Genomic DNA, 16,343 nt, shown 5'->3' with positions numbered 1-16,343 from the left:
CACTTCAGGGAGGGATTCAATGAACAGACTGATGATTGGTGCCCTGTTATTAACGGCATTTGGTGCTCTTAATACCCAACCAGCTTACGAAGAAGAAACAACAGCTAAAGAAAAAACAGAGGAAAGTGCACGACCACTGGTAAAAAAGGATGTCTATGTTCCGAATCCACAGCTTCCTGATGATATAAACTTGAACCAGATCGGTCAGAACGTTTCCGATGCAAAAGGCGAATTAACTTTGAAGGCCTATAAAAAAGTGAATGAAACGTTGAATGTTGGTCCGATCGAGGTTAAAGTCAAAGAAATGAAAGTGATGCATGCCACTCCGGATTACAGCATGATCGATTTCTTCCACGGCTATACGCATGATGAAGATTTCGATATCGTAAAAGTGAACGTGGAAATCAAAAATAATACGGATAAAAAAATCAAGTTTTCCCCAGTTGCTTTCCTTGAAACGGACAGCGGAGAACATCTGACATGGGAAGATGAGATTTACCTGGAAGAACTTACTGGTGAAATAGAAGGAAACGGTTCAAAAAGCGGAAACATCGGTTTCATTCTAAATGATGGAAACATAAAGGGAATATCCCTCATGACAAGTGATGCGGTGGATGAAGAAGGGGAAGTCCTTGCAAAAGGCAAGTCATCTGAATTCGCTTTTTAAAGAATATGTATAAAAGCCTTGGAAAAATAAAATACTAGAACAAGTGATGGGGATTTCTATCACTGGACGGAATATTCAAATCCTAATGATGAGGTGATACAGAATGAGCTATAAAGATCAATTAGATCCACATTCTCAAAAGTTTCACCATAATTGGACAAGACCTAAGCGTTCAAAATCTCAAGTTAATGGCCATACGCAAGAATCGCAAACAAACATTATACTAAGAAGCAATGCAAAGGCTCACAGGTGGTAAAGGATATTCCCGACAAAGAAGGAGGCTCTTAGCGAGTCTTCTTCTTTATATTTAAAATAGTTCATCTAAACCAATCAAGGCATACATGGCTTTTCATTGATAATTATGATACCATTTACCTTTAAGATTAAAGTGATGAGCTTGGCGTGAAACTGGAGTTTCGATCCCGATTGAAAGTTTCACCTTATACAAATAGAGGACGTGAATTGTAATGATTAAAATTGAAATCCCTGCAGCGGATATAAGCATCAAACAAAGAAAGCAAGTTATAGAAGGAGACGAAGCCGTCATTCCTGAAATTTACGGGTTTATCGATTTTCATTTGATTCCCCGTGATAAAGGCGGCATCATCTTGTTTTACAATGAAAACGATGTGCTGATTTTTGTCGGGAAAGCACGTAAATTAAGACAAAGGGTCAAAAAGCACTTCGAGGATAATGTTTCTCCAATTAAAGAGCATCGTAATGAAGTCAAGAAAATTGACATTCTTATAGTCGAAGATGCCATGGAACGTGAAATCTATGAAACGTACATGATCAATAAACTTCATGCTAAATACAACGTCGACAAAGTGTTTTATAAATAAGAAGAACCTATGAAAAGCTGACTGCATATGCACTCAGCTTTTTGTGTGCGAACTTAAGTTTACATATGTACAAAAATAATTTCGTACATTTACAGCTGCTCCATGTTAGGTTAACAATGTTGGTTTATATTTAGAGTATTCCAATACATTTCAGGAGGAAGCTATTGAAGAAAATACTTTGTAAAAAGGTGTTAGTTATCTCAATCGGGACAGTGATTGCCTTTGGGAATTTAACGTGGTCCGTGTCACAAGCTTCTAAACTGGCGAAACAGAGAGAGATTGAAACTTTTGAACAAAAGACAGTAAAATCTTCAGGGTGGGAAATGGCGGAATAAGCACAGTAACCAATAATTTTTTTCTCGATTTGCAACAAAGAAATAGAAAAATGTATTGGATAATGAAACGTTGTATGATCAGCAGCTTGTCAATATGGAAGTACAATAAATGATAAAACTGTAATGGGGGTTCATTACACATGATGTTATGTGTGATTGGGCTTCCATTTAATTTTTGTTTTTAGTTTTAGGAAGAATGTCAGCACCTTTCATTTATCCGTGATTGCCAATGCTGAGTATTGGTGCAATGGCTGATTACATATGTTCAGGAAGAGTATTCGAGAGATAATTTTGAAAAAAGCTTGCAAATAGGAATGATTACGTTTTATTATTAAAGAGTGATTTTTCATGGAGGTTAACTTTTTCGTTTAAATCGTAATGATTTTGATTTGTGAACAAAAATAATAAATCAGGTAAGGGGAGTGACAAGGGATGGAGAAGGAGAAAATTCCCGTTACGGTATTGAGTGGATACCTTGGTGCGGGAAAGACGACGCTTTTGAATCATATACTTGAAAATCGCAATGATCTGAAGGTTGCCGTCATCGTTAATGATATGAGTGAGATCAATATTGATGCTTCGCTGGTCAAAAAGGGAGGGTTTACCCGGACGGATGAAAAACTTGTGGAAATGCAGAATGGCTGCATTTGCTGTACACTTCGTGAGGATTTAATGATCGAGGTGGAGAAATTGGCGAAACAAGGGGACATTGATTACATCGTAATTGAATCGACGGGGATAAGCGAACCGGTACCTGTAGCCCAAACCTTCTCCTATGTTGATGAAAGCATGGGAATTGATTTATCGGAATATTGCCGGCTTGATACGATGGTCACCGTTGTTGATGGGTATAACTTTTGGCAAGACTTCACTTCCGGAGAAACACTTATTGACAGGATGCAGGCAACTGATACTGCGGATGGCAGGGAAGTCGTCGATCTATTAATAGATCAGATAGAGTTCGCCAATGTCATCCTGTTAAATAAAATCGATCTAATGGATGCTGACGCCGTGGAGGAACTGAAAGCGGTTCTTCATAAGATGAATGCAGATGCGAGGATCATCGAAACGGATCATTCCAAGGTGCAGCTAAAGGAAGTATTGAATACTCATTTATTTGATTTTGAAAAGGCAAGCCAAGGTGCAGGCTGGATAAAAGAGTTGAATGAAGAGCATATCCCTGAAACCCTTGAGTACGGGATTTCATCCTTCGTTTACAGAAGGAAATTACCCTTTCATCCATCACGGCTGATGACGTGGTTAGAAAGTTGGCCGGTGGAAGTGGTGCGGGCAAAGGGCTTCCTTTGGCTGGCATCAAGAAATGATATAGCCGGATTGCTATCGCAAGCAGGACCGTCATTAACGATACAAGCAGCCGGTAAATGGGTCGCAGCTTACCCTGAGGAAGAACAGCTCCAAATTTTGCAGGAAGCACCTGAATTACTGGAACGGTGGAATGCGGTATATGGTGACCGGATGACGGAGCTGGTGATGATTGGCATCGAGATGAATCAAGAGGAGATAGAACGTGAACTAGATCAATGTTTACTGACTTCAGCAGAGTTGCAGCAGGATTGGTCTCTGTATGAAGATCCATTACCTGCATTTACGGAAATAGTCCATTAAAATTTAGGAGGAAAAAAACATGAGAGTGAACATTACTTTAGCATGCACTGAATCAGGGGACCGGAACTATATCACAACGAAAAATAAGCGGAATAACCCGGACAGGATCGAATTGAAAAAGTACTGCCCGCGTTTAAAGAAACATACGCTTCACCGTGAAACGAAGTAATTTCGAGATTTAAATCGTAATGATTATGCTTTATGAAGAGATTGGATGTAAAAGGAGGGAAGTTCATGTTGGAATGGATCATTATTGGCGGAGGCATTCAAGGTACGACGATGGCTGCATTTATACTAAAGTCTTATCCAGGCCCGTAATAAGGGATCCATTCCACCTGACTTACATAAAGCGCTGATGAATCAAGTTAAACAGGGATTATTGCGTGTGATGGATCTTGAAGTGATAAGCGCTGTGTGGAGGGATGGGCATATTAGCCTCAGGGATAAAAATGAAAAGGTTATTCAACAAACAGGGACGATCCTTTTGGCGACCGGCTTTAAGTCATCAATGCCAGGGAAGGATTGGCTAACTCCAGTCATCCAGTCGCATGGTTTACGCTGCGCGGAATGTGGTTATCCGATTGTATCGCAGTCATTGCATTGGGGACCTGGTTTATATGTCACGGGAGCATTGGCTGAACTTGAAATGGGCCCGATATCCATGAATATATCGGGAGCAAGGCAGGCAGCGGAACGGATTGTGAACAGTTATAGGATTAATAAAATCATTATGTTTAAAAAAGGAGAATATATAAATGGCGAAAAAATCCAAGGTGGTAAAAGCACAAAAACAGTTGGCAATGGTCGAAAAATATGCAGAAATCCGTAGGGAATTGAAGGAGAAAGGTGATTATGCTGCATTGGCCAAACTCCCGCGGGATTCTTCGCCGACAAGGGTCCACAATCGTTGCGGAGTAACAGGGAGACCGCGTGGGTATATGCGCAAATTCAACATGTCCCGTATCGTTTTTAGGGAACTTGCACATAAAGGGCATCTGCCGGGTGTCAAAAAGGCAAGCTGGTGAAGCGTGGTGATGAAAGTGATTAGGGATGAAAGTCTTTCATTCACTAGAATCAAGTCCTAGTAATACAAAGAACAGTCATAAAAAAGGGAGCCCTAGTATGGGCTCCTTTTTGAAGATCCAGATTGCCGCATGGCTAAACCCTTTTTAGCCCGTAGTTGTTACCAAACCAAGAGTATGGCGGACTTTATCATAAAACCATAGCGATGTTCAGGAACCAATTGGCCCAAAGCCACACGTACATCACCTTAGGTATGATTTCTATCTGAATTTTAAAGCAAAAGTGAATGGAACGGAAGGTGCGAGACTCCTGCGGGAAAGGCTCCCGGACCGCCCGCGGAAAGCGAGTGCCTGGAGTGGACAAATTGTACTAATCAAAAAAAACTGTAGGCAAACTCGATTTTCATTGAGTTTGCCTACAGTCGGAGCCCTTGTTAAAACAGGGGCTCCTTCCATTCGCTCATCATTATAAAGAAGTGATGCTTACTTGACTGTCTTTAATGCTTGTTCAGATATATAGAAGTCTTTTCCATTGTAAACGGTGATGGCATTTATTTTCTTTTGCTGTGTAGACTTAGAAGTCTTCATGATAACGATATTCTTATTTGCAGGCAACTCCACTTTTTGCTTACCCTTTTTTGCTACGAAAACTGGGTTATTCGGGTCAGACACATCAATACGGGTTGAATATCCCTTTTTCTCAAAGGAATCTTTAGCATTCATGTATAGTTTATTCGATAACTTTTGTAAATCAAACCCCATGAATTGGGCCATCTTTTTAGCGAGATCTGTATTCTCCACTAATCCTGTCGGTTTTGAAGGGCCATAAGAATACAGGAATACGTCTTCTCCTGTATGACCGCCTGTTGTAAAGCCAATGTTGGCACGGTTAGCAAGAATCTTTGTCATGTCAGCCCCTACGTTTTTAGAAGAGGATAGTTTTGCTGATTCTTCAGCTGTCAGATCATTAAGTCCATAAAGGGCTGCAACTTCCTTTAGATTGGATTTATCTGATTTCAACTTACTTAAAGCTCCTTCAACTGTCATCTTCGCTTTCTTTAATGGATCGATGTAGGCTGAAACGGGTGTTTCCGGGTAAGAGGAGTTCGTGTTTAAGTTACCCATTGTAATTCCGCTGTTCCCATGGTCCGTTACAGCAATAACCATCGTGTTTCCATCTTTTTTTGCAAACTTAAGTGCCTCGTCCACGGCATTATCAAAAGCTAAAGTATCACTGATCATTCCGATTGTGTCGTTTCCGTGAGCAGCCCAGTCAATCTTGCTGCCTTCAACAAATAGGAAGAAGCCGTCTTTATCTTTTTTCAAGGTTTTAAGGGCTTTATTGGTCATTTCTGCTAAAGTGGGCTCACTTGACTTTGTTGTTTCACGATCAAAATCATATGCTAGGGCACTTGGTGCAAAGCTTCCCCAAATTTTATTAGATTTAGAGTTTAACAGCTCATCTCGGGTTTCTACAAAGTCATATTTGCCATCATCAAGCACTTCCAAAAGGTTTTCCCCATCAATTCTTGCATTTTTTGTTTTACCTGGTGAAAGGGATTCCTTGCCCCCTCCCAAAACCACGTCAATGCCCTGATAAACCTGTTGTTCCGCAATATCAGCGTAATTGCTTCGATGTGTCACATGAGCTGAAAAGCCTGCGGGTGTAGCATGCTGGATTTCAGAGGTAGAGATGATGCCAGTGGCCTTTCCCGCTTGTTTCGCCCCTTCCAATACGTTGGCGACTGGTTTATGGGCATTTTTCGGATTAACCGGATCGAGCCCTGGAGAATTGACGATGGATGGCAGGACACCGACAAATTTATCATTGGATTTATTTCCTGTCGCAAGCGCTGTTGCTGCAGGAGCTGAGTCTGTAATCGCTGATTCAGCTGAGTATGTACGCATACCACCAGCCAGCATTTCGTCCATGGCCAGATTATCGCCTTTATACCACCTTGAAAGGGTTGTGGCACCTGTACTTGTTCCGTCCATAACCATCATGATGACGTTTGTTGGTTCTTTTTTCTTGTCTTTTGCCTGAACATCTTCCTTCATTGTTGAAATGCCCAGTGATGAAAGGGCTACTGTACCCGCTAACGTAATTCCTGCTACCTTTTTACTCATTTTCCCCAAAATGCATACCTCCAAAAATATACTTGATACATCTAAGGATAAATGGGATATATTAAGAAATTCCTTCATTTAAGTAAAGAAAGGTTTTTTATCTGTAAAATTTGATTTTCTCGCTATAAATGAAATGAACGTACCATTTGAAAGCGCGACTGTTATTTATCATGGAAAAGCTCATGGGAAATGGACTGAAGTGTTATTTTTGAAGGCCGTTCAGAAGGAATAGCTTAAGAGTGGACGTTAAAAAAGCAGAAATCCCATGGACTCTGCTTTTTTAGTATGCTAGTTACCTTTGGAAAAATTCAATCCACTCTTTTTCTGGTCCATAAACGTAGAAATAGCGATAACCATTTGGAAGTGTGACGATTTCCTCCTCAATAAGCTCGGTGTTATCCAAGCTTTTGATCCGGGCATATTCTTCTTCGATATCATCCACGGTAATGGCAAAATGGTGGATCGTTGCTTCGGATGGCAGTGTGTCGCTATATCCTTGAATCAATTCTATTTCTGTTTCGTCCGACTCTTCGTAACCCAGGAATGCCAGTTCGATTACCCCATTAGTATGAGGCATGCGTAATTTTAATTTTAAATCCAGCACATCTTGATAAAAGGCGATGGATTTTTCAAGATCTTTTACAACGATGCCAATGTGATCGACCCTTTTCGCAGCCAAGAAAACTTCCTCCTTCATTATGTTCATGTGCAATATGCTGATTAATAGTATGTATAACATTATTCGGAATTAAATTACATTTTTATAGCCTTTTTTAGATAATATTTAAAATAATGTTAATGAAGAGGAATTATTGGTGAATATTGAAAGGTGAGCGGTGACGTTATGGATAATATTTTTTTTTTCATAATATTGTCTATTCAAATTCGAGGTATAAAATTATTGCGTTTACATTACATTATGTTGGAAAGAATAGAATTTATATTTTTACAAGGAAAAAATTTGTTTCTATATGGATTAGTCGATATACTATGGAAACAACACCATTATTAATGGATATGAGAGGAGAGGTAATATGGGAAAAATTCGTGAAGGTGAAGTTTTCACTCTTTCTGATGATAATGATGAAGGCCATGAAGTTGAGGTTTTAGGATCATTGGATGTAGAAGGAACGGAATATGTAGCGGTAGGTTTGCTTGAGGATATTGAAGAGGATACTGAAGAAGATATCGATATTTTCTTTTTCAGGGTCGAAGGCGAAGGTGAGCTGCTCGATATCGAATCGGATGAAGAGTTCGAAAAGGTATCATTGGCGTTTGAAGCCGCATTTGAAGAGAAAGAATGATGGGACAAGATAAAAGACGGCACAATATGTGCCGCCTTTTTTATATGTATAAGAAAGTATTGGCCCCGCCTTCGCCATATACCATGATAGCCACTCGTGCTATCCAACCTTACTTAAGTATAGGATTGTATTATTGATGGGACATGTACTCTATATGAAGATTTTGTTAAAAAACGGAGCATTTTTCCATCTCCAAGGCATAGGATAAAAAAGTGGAGGTGATAGGATGGCTGTTGTAAAGCACACTGATGCCGATATTGCTTTATTGGCAAGGTTGCTTAGAGCTGAAGGCGAGGGCGAAGGCGATCAAGGCATGTTGATGATCGGGAATGTAGGGGTGAATCGGATCAGGTCGAATTGTTCCGATTTCAAAGGGTTAAGGACGATTCCAGACATGATTTATCAGGAACATGCCTTTGAAGCTGTGCAGAAGGGGTATTTTTATCAACGAGCAAGGGATAGGGAAAAAAGGCTTGCACGCCGCAGTGTAAGTGGTGAAAGGCTATGGCCCTCGAAATTTAGCCTATGGTACTTCAGGCCACCGGGAGATTGTCCGGCAACCTGGTATAATCAGCCTCTGGTTGGGCGATTCAAGCTTCATTGCTTTTATGAACCAACAGGTGCGGAATGTCAAAATATTTATAATACATTTTAATGAAGAGGCTGAACCTTATGGAGGTTTAGCCTCTTTGTGCATCAATCCCTAAATGGTAAATATCATATGATAAAACTGGCAAATGATTTACTGTTACTGTAAAATTGAGACAGTAAATTTCCGGATAAGAAAGGAATAAAAAAATTGATGAGTAAAGAGCTTATTAATTATGGACAAGGGCAAATGGGGGAACAGTCGGAGGATAATACTTGGAAATTCAGGTCTTTCATGGAGAATAACCCGGACGCCATTTCCATTGTTGATCTGGAAGGTAAGACTCTTCAAGTAAATGCAGCTTTTGAAGAGTTTTTTGGTTGGACGAATGATGAGCTCATTGGCATGCCATTTCCCATTATTCCTGAATTCTTGAAGGAATCAGTCAAAGGATTGCATGACCAGATTAGGGCTGGGGTACAAAAGAAAGGCTTTGAAACGGTCAGGCAAAGGAAGGATGGCCGGTTAATCGATGTGAGCATCTCCCTATTTAATATCCGGGATAAAGAAAATGAGCCGTGTGCACTGGTCTTCGTTTATCGGGATATCACGAATCAAAAACTTGCTGAAGCTGCCTTGAAGGAAAGTGAACAAAGGTATCGCAGTTTAGTGGAGGTGTCACCTGAAGCGATTTTTGTGCATCGCAATGGGATCATAGAGTATATGAATCCCATGGGGGCAAAAATGCTTGGGATGGATAGTGTGGAAGATATTATCGGTAAATCGGTTTTTCAATTCGTTCACCTGGATTCCCGGGAAAGTGTACAAAAAAGAATCGAGATAATGAGGGACGATTATCAAGCGGTTGGTTTACTGGAACAAAAGTTCATTCGACTTGACGGACAAGTATTTTATGGAGAAACACTCGGGCTTCCGATTATTTATAAAGGTCAGCCAGCCATACAGGTATTCTGCAGGGATATTACGGAGCGTAAAAAGACCGATGAGCTGCTCTGTAAATCCAATATGTTATCAGCGGTAGGACAGATGGCTGCGGGTATCGCACATGAAATAAGAAATCCATTAACTACGGTAAAAGGATTTTTACAATTATTAAGGGAAGACCCTGAGCAAAAGGACTATCTTGAAATGACGGTCAGTGAAGTTGAGAAAATCGAAATCCTGGCCAATGAATTTTTAAGTTTAGCAGAGCCTGAAGCGAAGGTTTGTGAATCGATACGGCTTAACGAAATATTGGATAGTGTGATTACGTTAGCCGAGTTTCAAGCGATATTGAATGATGTTGAAATCATCAAGGAATTCAATACGGATTTGGCATCAGTCATTGGCGAACCGAATCAGTTAAAACAAGTATTCACGAATGTCGTCAATAATGCGATAGAAGCCATGCCGAATGGCGGCAAACTTCATATACAGTTAAACCATGAGGGCGCCTCCGCAATGATCCGATTCATTGATCAAGGTTGTGGAATCTCAAATGAGCGCATGAAGCATATAGGTCAGCCTTTTTATAGCACCTCGGAAAAAGGAACAGGGTTGGGGCTCATGGTCAGTACTAAAATCATCCATGAACATAATGGGGAAATTCATTTCAGCAGCGAAGTGGGAAAAGGGACGATTGTAGAAATCATTCTCCCAATCAATGAAAGTTCACAATGAAAAGTGACGAGAAGCCATGCTCTCGTCACTTTTTGGATTATAGCTTAACGATCGTTCTGCCTCTTGCTTCCCCTTTCAATAGGGTAGGAAGGATGTCAGGCAAATCATCAATTGTAATTTCCTGTTGAACGAGCTGTTCTAAATGCGTAAGTTTAAAGTCGGTGGCAAGTCGATGCCAAACTTTCAATCTTGTATCCATCGGGCAATTGACCGAATCGATACCAAGTAAATTAACGCCTCTGAGGATAAATGGAAAGACGGTGGCAGGAAGGCTTGTACCAGCCGTTAATCCACTGACCGCTACAGATCCGCCATACTTGATTTGGCTAAGGACCGAGGCTAACGGTTCACCGCCGACGGGATCTACCGCCCCGCTCCACTTCTGTTTGCCCAGTGCCCGCAGCTTGCCATCATATACATCTTCACGGGATATAATAGTCGTCGCACCGATTTCCTTCAGGTATCCATGTTCCGATTCTTTTCCTGTACTCGCTTCAACGGAATAGCCTAGTTTGGAAAGGATCGAGACAGCGAAACTGCCAACCCCGCCAGTTGCCCCAGTGACGAGAACGCTCCCTTGCCCAGGAGTAAGATCATTTTCTTCCAGGCGCTGAACCGATAAAGCTGCAGTGAAACCAGCCGTTCCGATGATCATCGCCTCTTTCATTGTAAGGCCATCAGGAAGCGGAACGATCCAATCTGCAGGAACACGGGCAAATTGACTGTAGCCGCCGGATTGTGAAACGCCAATCCCATAGGAGGTCGCAATGACTTCGTCCCCTTTTTTAAAGCGGGAATCCTCAGATGAAACGACAACACCAGCCATATCAATTCCCGGAACGATCGGATAGCTGCTGACAATGTTTCCATTTGGAATGCTGGCAAGGCTATCTTTATAGTTCACACCGGAATAATGAACACGGATGAGCACATCCTCTTGCGGCAGATCATCAACTGATAGTTTCTGAATGTTAACGGTGAATTGATCATCTTGCTTATTCACGACTAATGCATCAAATTGCTGTATCATGGTTCGTTCCCCCTTTTATAATGAATCTATCCAATTATAAAAGAAAAAACGTTGTGATGTACAATGATACAAATCGAAATAAGTAGTGCTTGCTTTTCTTTCTGCTTCTAAAAATGTTACTATTAGATTTGATTCAGTTCATATTAAAGGAGATGTTTTACATGGCTAAAAAAGGATACATACTTATGGAAAATGGAGAGAAGATCGAATTCGACCTTTTCCCGAACGAAGCACCGAACACAGTTGCTAACTTCGAAAACTTAGCAAACACAGGATTTTATAACGGCGTAGTCTTTCACCGTGTCATCCCTGGTTTCGTAAGCCAAGGCGGAGATCCAACAGGTACAGGTGCAGGCGGAAGCGGCACACAAATCAAATGTGAAACAGTAGGAAACCCTCACAAACATGAGGCAGGCAGCCTATCAATGGCACATGCCGGAAAAGATACAGGCTCAAGCCAATTCTTTATCGTGCACGCACCACAACCGCATCTTAACGGCGTTCACACGGTATTCGGTAAAGTGACATCTGGACTTGAAACAGCAAAAGCTATGAAAAATGGCGACAAAATGGAAAAAGTCGAAGTTTTTGACGCTGAATGATAGAAGTGAAAAGAGGGGGCATTATGCCCCCTCTTTTTTTTCCATGTTCATGGGCAGCAGACTTAACCTATAAGCCCGCTTTAATGGGTGAGCATTTTAGTTAGGTTGGCGTAATGCTTTCAGTGAAACGATAGTTGACCTCTGTCATGGATTCCGAAATATCCCATAATCTTTTCGAAGTTTCTTCATTATATAAGATATCGATGATATCGTCTTTTCTAGGAAAGCCTTTTCTGCTTTTCTTGCCATCGGGACCGATATACTCCCCGCCTGTTAATGTAGGTTCCGTTGCGGCATAAAGAGTGGGCAATGCGCCCAGATTTGCGGGCTGGGTGATGGTTTTGGAAAGAAAGTGGACAAATTTATTCATGGGCTTGCCAGATCCGCGTGACATGAGATTGGTATGGGCAAGGCCCGGATGACAGGCAATGCTAATCGGGTTTGCATCATGCTGGTTGAATTTGTTCTGTAATTCGCGGGCAAAGAGAAGATTGGCCAGCTTACTTTGCGCATAGTATTTCATTGGTTTATAACCGTTTTCACCATTTAGATTTTCGAAATCCATGAATCCATTGTTGGCGGCCAAACTGCTCAACGTGACCACCCGCGATTTTGGAGTAGAAAGAATACGCGGAAGTAGGAGGCCTGTCAAAGCAAAATGACCGAGATGATTGCTGCCGAATTGTAGCTCGAAACCATCCTTCGTCTTGCTGTAAGGCGGAATCATCACACCTGCGTTATTGATAAGGACGGAGAGTGAGTCATAGTTTTCCTTATATGAATCAGCAAAATGCCGAATGCTGCTTAAATCACTTAAATCCAGCTGCATAACGCGTACATTTGCCTTAGGGTGGACCGAGATGATTCTATCGACCGCCTTTTCACCCTTTGAAGCATTCCGGACGGCAAGAATGATTTCTGCTCCCTTACCGGCCAGTGCAAAAGCCGTTTCGAAGCCAAGTCCACTATTAGCACCAGTGATTACAATGGTTTGCCCCGATAGATCTGCCATTTCTTCGCCAGTCCACTTTTCAATCATCCAATCACACCTTTCCACACATTCTATACCTATCATATACCCAAATAATTCCTATATGTCACATTCCATGGCGGGAATTAAGTGTTGTACTTTTTTTTGCAATTTTAAAGGATATTGTTGATTTTATTGGTGAACTAACGGGGAAGTTTAGTTGCACAAGTTATAAATTGAATGGTTTAAAGTTATAGAGCATTTCGCTGTAATGAGGAATGCTTTTTATCTTGTCTATAAACAATAACAATGTAATAATAATCAATAATATTTTATTGTAAAACAATAAAACATGTGTTAAATTCAACTTGACAATAAATAAATGAGGTGCTTTTTATGAAACCAAGTTCAACACTCTTTTTAAAGGTAGCTGTTATTTTTATCGGCATTCCTGTTCTTGCTTTGTGTCTATTTTTATTGCCTCAGATAGCGAATGAAGCAAATGAAGCAGCAGAAAGAGGTTCAGATTTGGCTTATGTGGTATATGGAATTTTAATGGTTATGTATGTTTCGGCAATCCCATTTTACTTCGCTTTGTATCAATCTTTTAACCTTTTAAGCTATATTGACAAGAATCAAGCTTTCTCGGAATTATCTGTAAGAGCCCTAAAGAAAATCAAAAACTGTGCCATCACAATCAGTGCATTGTACGTGGTAGCTCTGCCACTCGTCTATATCATGGCGGAGATAGATGACGCACCGGGTCTCGTACTAATCGGAATGGGTTTGATTTTTGCTCCCATGGTGATTGCGGTCTTTGCGGCTGTTCTTCAAAGACTTTTAAAAGAAGCCATCGATATAAAATCAGAGAACGACTTAATAGTCTGAGGTGAATAACATGGCAATAATAATCAATATTGATGTGATGCTGGCTAAAAGGAAAATGAGCGTAACAGAACTTTCGGAGAGGGTTGGAATAACAATGGCTAACCTTTCTATATTGAAAAATGGAAAGGCAAAAGCGATTCGACTATCCACGTTAGAAGCGATTTGTAAGGCTTTAGACTGTCAGCCGGGAGATCTTTTAGAATACAAAAGTGACGAGTACACTCAAGAATAATAGGCAACAAATTTCTTCAACTAATGGGTGGTTTAGTTCAAAAAGGGAGGTTGCTGCGGCAGCCTTTTTCTTATGGAACTAAATGGGCAGGATAGTTTGAATAAGATATAAATAATTTTCATAATTTTTATTTCAAAAGAGCTGCATAGCCGTTTCGAATCTATTCATTAATTCATATCCTATTAATACTAGGGAGGAGATGAATAGATGGCATCTAATGATGAATTAATTTGTCAAGAGTTTGCAAGAATTATCGGCGGCCAAGAAGGATTTGCGGGTGGAAAATGTGTGACAACCATAAATCGAAATGAAATAAAAGCAAAAATTTTAGGAAAACGTTTTAGAGTAACCTCTTCTTTCTCATTTGAATCAAGAGATAATAAGACTGGACGAGCATTGTGCCTAGGTAGGGTAGCACTCTTGCAAGAAGAAGTCGAGAATTTTGTTGCTTCCATTCTTAAACAAGGAATAATAGTTTCATCCATACACAATGAGTGGCTTTTTGATAATCCGAATTTGGTTTACGTTAATATCGAAGCTGTTGATGACCCATTAGTTTTTGCAAGGAAAGTCAGAAAAGCGTTAAGGAACTAATGATTTCTCACTAGTGGTAAACCGGAGCTGTCATAAAAGGCAGAAAAACAGTTATAAACTGAATTATAACGAACATAATAAACGGTATAAACCCAGTTTGGTTGACGGGTGAGTTAGCTGAAAATTAGAGCTGTCTTTAAGACAGCTTTTTCTTATGGAACTACCATGAAAATTAACTTCTGTGAGATCCGAAAAATGGCAATAATTAAGTAGACGCAGCTCATTCATTTTTTTAAAAAAGAGGAGAGCGCCTAATCAAAGTGTTTATAGATACGAAAATTGGATTAGGATGCTTCGGTAATTGTCACATTATAACCTAAGTTTTCTAGTCTTCGAACCGAATGGCGTACAATTGATACTTGTCTTTGTTTATCAAAGTAATCTTCGCCTAAGTCGACATACATTTCTTTTCGGGTTAGAAGGTAATATGCGATTCGCAACATCGCATGGGCAACTACAATTGCTGCCTTTTTCTTTCCTTTTCGTCCGGCTGTGCGTCTATACAGTGCACCGAGATAGTTTTTTGACCCTCTTACTGATTGAGCTGCTTCTGTTAATGCGGATCTTAAATACTTATTTCCCTTTTTAGATCTACTAGATTTCCTTTTACCTGCGCTTTCATTGTGTCCAGGGACCAAGGCTGCCCATGAACATAAATGTGCGGCAGTCGGGAATTGGTTTCCAACGTCCGTACCAATTTCAGCTAAGATTTGCTCAGCCATTCTTGTGGCGATACCAGGTATTGAATCAAGTCGTTCTATATCGTCCTGATAAGAGCTTACTCTTCGAGCTATCTCTTGATCCAACATTTCAATTTGTGCACTTAAAAAATCAATGTGAGTCAAAATGGTTTTCAACATTAATCGTTGGTGTGGATTTACATATCCTTTAAGTGCTAATTCTAGTTCTTCTTTTTTCCGCTTCATTGTACGACGAGCGAAGTTTGCTAGTTTTTCAGGATCGTCTTCACCATTCGCAATCGCTCTGAGCATATCCTTTGATGAAACGCCCATAATATCAGAAACAACTGAGCCAAGTTTGATATTGGCTCCTTCTAAAACCTTTTGAACCCGATTATGTTGTCTGGCTCTTTCTTCTATAATACTTCGGCGATAGCGTACAAGTTCCCGCAGTTCTCGTTGATTCCGATCTGGAATAAAACTTGCTTTTAGTAATCCATGACGAAGCAGTTGGGCTATCCATTCGGCATCTTTAACATCCGTTTTACGTCCCGGAAGAGCCTTCATGTGTTGAGCATTTACAACTAAAAACTCAATTCCTTCGGACTCTAACAAGTTAACAATAGGTTTCCAATAAACACTGGTGCTTTCCATCGCTACGTGAGTACAATTATTTTCCTTAATCCAGTCCAATAACTTTAATAAAAAAACAGTCTTTGTAGAAAACGTTTGAATCTCCTTTCCTTCTTTTGTCATAATGCAAGCAGTGATACTGTCCTTATGGACATCCAAACCACATGCTCTTTCAATGATTACATCCATTGAAATCTTCCTTTCTAGGCTTGAAAATTGGAGGCTGGTGCAACAATCAGAATTAGGATTAATCTACCATAAGTGCTTCCCGTAAGGGAGCGACAGTTTGTGGTGCACCGTGGTCGTTGGAGTCAGACTAACGGATGGGCTCTAAGGCACCATAGTTCATCGACCTTCCTCTCCCAGCCTTAGAATCATTATGGACGCACTCAATACATTTTCATTCTTTGTGGTGAATCGCCGATTTTTGCGATTCATGGATGGCTAACGGGGCAGGATAGTTGAATAAGGTAATATTTGGATTAAGATGGATATAAGTAGAATAGTTAATAACAAGGGGTG

Annotated in this window: 20 protein-coding genes; 15 read left to right on the top strand and 5 right to left on the bottom strand. The window is 40.5% G+C overall.

What is annotated here, in order from left to right:
* Positions 1 to 19 precede the first annotated feature (19 nt).
* The 8 genes from ACDZ29_RS07865 to rpsN all read left to right on the top strand — a co-directional run bounded on the left by ACDZ29_RS07865 (position 20) and on the right by rpsN (position 4,495).
* Complete coding sequence (locus ACDZ29_RS07865; protein WP_375090606.1) at positions 20 to 667, top strand: DUF4352 domain-containing protein; 648 nt, start codon at positions 20 to 22, stop codon at positions 665 to 667.
* 103 nt (positions 668 to 770) lie between these two features.
* The gene (locus tag ACDZ29_RS07860) at positions 771 to 923 is read left to right on the top strand and encodes a YpzG family protein (RefSeq protein WP_072272311.1); all 153 of its coding nucleotides are present in this window, start codon (positions 771 to 773) and stop codon (positions 921 to 923) included.
* A gap of 205 nt (positions 924 to 1,128) precedes the next feature.
* Positions 1,129 to 1,509: a nucleotide excision repair endonuclease gene (locus ACDZ29_RS07855; protein ID WP_289327401.1), complete on the top strand. Its 381-nt coding sequence runs from the start codon at positions 1,129 to 1,131 to the stop codon at positions 1,507 to 1,509.
* 164 nt (positions 1,510 to 1,673) lie between these two features.
* Positions 1,674 to 1,844: a hypothetical protein gene (locus ACDZ29_RS07850; protein ID WP_181762212.1), complete on the top strand. Its 171-nt coding sequence runs from the start codon at positions 1,674 to 1,676 to the stop codon at positions 1,842 to 1,844.
* A 432-nt stretch (positions 1,845 to 2,276) separates the two neighbouring features.
* On the top strand, positions 2,277 to 3,470 hold the full coding sequence (locus ACDZ29_RS07845) for a GTP-binding protein (RefSeq protein ID WP_289314589.1): 1,194 nt from the start codon (positions 2,277 to 2,279) through the stop codon (positions 3,468 to 3,470).
* 19 nt (positions 3,471 to 3,489) lie between these two features.
* Positions 3,490 to 3,639, top strand: coding sequence for a 50S ribosomal protein L33 (gene rpmG / locus ACDZ29_RS07840; RefSeq protein WP_034310390.1), 150 nt, complete (start codon positions 3,490 to 3,492; stop codon positions 3,637 to 3,639).
* A gap of 186 nt (positions 3,640 to 3,825) precedes the next feature.
* Positions 3,826 to 4,299 (top strand): hypothetical protein, encoded by a 474-nt coding sequence (locus ACDZ29_RS07835; RefSeq protein ID WP_375090605.1) that lies wholly within the window; start codon positions 3,826 to 3,828, stop codon positions 4,297 to 4,299.
* Positions 4,226 to 4,495, top strand: a complete 270-nt coding sequence (gene rpsN, locus ACDZ29_RS07830; RefSeq protein WP_289326775.1) for a 30S ribosomal protein S14 — start codon at positions 4,226 to 4,228, stop codon at positions 4,493 to 4,495. Before ACDZ29_RS07835 ends, rpsN begins: the two co-directional genes overlap by 74 nt.
* Positions 4,496 to 4,975: 480 nt before the next feature.
* On the opposite strand, the gene ACDZ29_RS07825 is transcribed toward rpsN, so the two are convergent.
* Both ACDZ29_RS07825 and ACDZ29_RS07820 read right to left on the bottom strand, forming a co-directional pair.
* Entirely contained in the window at positions 4,976 to 6,619 is a 1,644-nt protein-coding gene (locus ACDZ29_RS07825) for an alkaline phosphatase (protein ID WP_375091114.1), read from the bottom strand.
* Positions 6,620 to 6,911: 292 nt separating this feature from the next.
* The gene (locus ACDZ29_RS07820) at positions 6,912 to 7,298 is read right to left on the bottom strand and encodes a VOC family protein (RefSeq protein ID WP_289326774.1); all 387 of its coding nucleotides are present in this window, start codon (positions 7,296 to 7,298) and stop codon (positions 6,912 to 6,914) included.
* A 355-nt stretch (positions 7,299 to 7,653) separates the two neighbouring features.
* On the opposite strand from ACDZ29_RS07820, the gene ACDZ29_RS07815 reads away from it, so the two are divergent.
* The 3 genes from ACDZ29_RS07815 (at position 7,654) to ACDZ29_RS07805 (ending at position 10,192) form a co-directional block, all read left to right on the top strand.
* Positions 7,654 to 7,923 carry a DUF1292 domain-containing protein gene (locus tag ACDZ29_RS07815; protein ID WP_289326773.1) on the top strand — a complete coding sequence of 90 codons (270 nt, stop codon included), beginning with the start codon at positions 7,654 to 7,656 and terminating at the stop codon, positions 7,921 to 7,923.
* 226 nt (positions 7,924 to 8,149) lie between these two features.
* On the top strand, positions 8,150 to 8,578 hold the full coding sequence (locus ACDZ29_RS07810; RefSeq protein WP_289326772.1) for a cell wall hydrolase: 429 nt from the start codon (positions 8,150 to 8,152) through the stop codon (positions 8,576 to 8,578).
* A gap of 147 nt (positions 8,579 to 8,725) precedes the next feature.
* Positions 8,726 to 10,192 (top strand): PAS domain S-box protein, encoded by a 1,467-nt coding sequence (locus tag ACDZ29_RS07805; RefSeq protein ID WP_375090604.1) that lies wholly within the window; start codon positions 8,726 to 8,728, stop codon positions 10,190 to 10,192.
* A gap of 37 nt (positions 10,193 to 10,229) precedes the next feature.
* On the opposite strand, the gene ACDZ29_RS07800 is transcribed toward ACDZ29_RS07805, so the two are convergent.
* Positions 10,230 to 11,222, bottom strand: coding sequence for an acryloyl-CoA reductase (locus ACDZ29_RS07800; protein WP_375090603.1), 993 nt, complete (start codon positions 11,220 to 11,222; stop codon positions 10,230 to 10,232).
* A gap of 161 nt (positions 11,223 to 11,383) precedes the next feature.
* Here ACDZ29_RS07800 and ACDZ29_RS07795 point away from each other — a divergent pair, with 161 nt between their 5' ends.
* Positions 11,384 to 11,824, top strand: a complete 441-nt coding sequence (locus ACDZ29_RS07795) for a peptidylprolyl isomerase (RefSeq protein WP_053348803.1) — start codon at positions 11,384 to 11,386, stop codon at positions 11,822 to 11,824.
* Between the two features lie 100 nt (positions 11,825 to 11,924).
* On the opposite strand, the gene ACDZ29_RS07790 is transcribed toward ACDZ29_RS07795, so the two are convergent.
* Entirely contained in the window at positions 11,925 to 12,863 is a 939-nt protein-coding gene (locus tag ACDZ29_RS07790; protein ID WP_375090602.1) for an oxidoreductase, read from the bottom strand.
* Positions 12,864 to 13,190: 327 nt separating this feature from the next.
* Between ACDZ29_RS07790 and ACDZ29_RS07785 the strand changes: the two genes are divergently transcribed.
* The 3 genes from ACDZ29_RS07785 to ACDZ29_RS07775 all read left to right on the top strand — a co-directional run bounded on the left by ACDZ29_RS07785 (position 13,191) and on the right by ACDZ29_RS07775 (position 14,508).
* Positions 13,191 to 13,682 carry a DUF2975 domain-containing protein gene (locus ACDZ29_RS07785; protein ID WP_375090601.1) on the top strand — a complete coding sequence of 164 codons (492 nt, stop codon included), beginning with the start codon at positions 13,191 to 13,193 and terminating at the stop codon, positions 13,680 to 13,682.
* A 10-nt stretch (positions 13,683 to 13,692) separates the two neighbouring features.
* Entirely contained in the window at positions 13,693 to 13,914 is a 222-nt protein-coding gene (locus ACDZ29_RS07780; RefSeq protein ID WP_289314598.1) for a helix-turn-helix transcriptional regulator, read from the top strand.
* Between the two features lie 207 nt (positions 13,915 to 14,121).
* On the top strand, positions 14,122 to 14,508 hold the full coding sequence (locus tag ACDZ29_RS07775) for a DUF1259 domain-containing protein (RefSeq protein WP_375090600.1): 387 nt from the start codon (positions 14,122 to 14,124) through the stop codon (positions 14,506 to 14,508).
* A 284-nt stretch (positions 14,509 to 14,792) separates the two neighbouring features.
* Here ACDZ29_RS07775 and ACDZ29_RS07770 read toward each other — a convergent pair whose 3' ends face one another.
* Positions 14,793 to 16,010 carry an IS110 family transposase gene (locus ACDZ29_RS07770; protein WP_375090599.1) on the bottom strand — a complete coding sequence of 406 codons (1,218 nt, stop codon included), beginning with the start codon at positions 16,008 to 16,010 and terminating at the stop codon, positions 14,793 to 14,795.
* Positions 16,011 to 16,343 lie beyond the last annotated feature (333 nt).

The sequence above is a fragment of the Peribacillus sp. RS7 genome, assembly GCF_041956845.1.
In the GTDB taxonomy this organism is placed as follows: domain Bacteria; phylum Bacillota; class Bacilli; order Bacillales; family DSM-1321; genus Peribacillus.
Note: the sequence above shows the minus strand (reverse complement) of the source record. Positions and strands in the feature narration are given on the sequence as shown.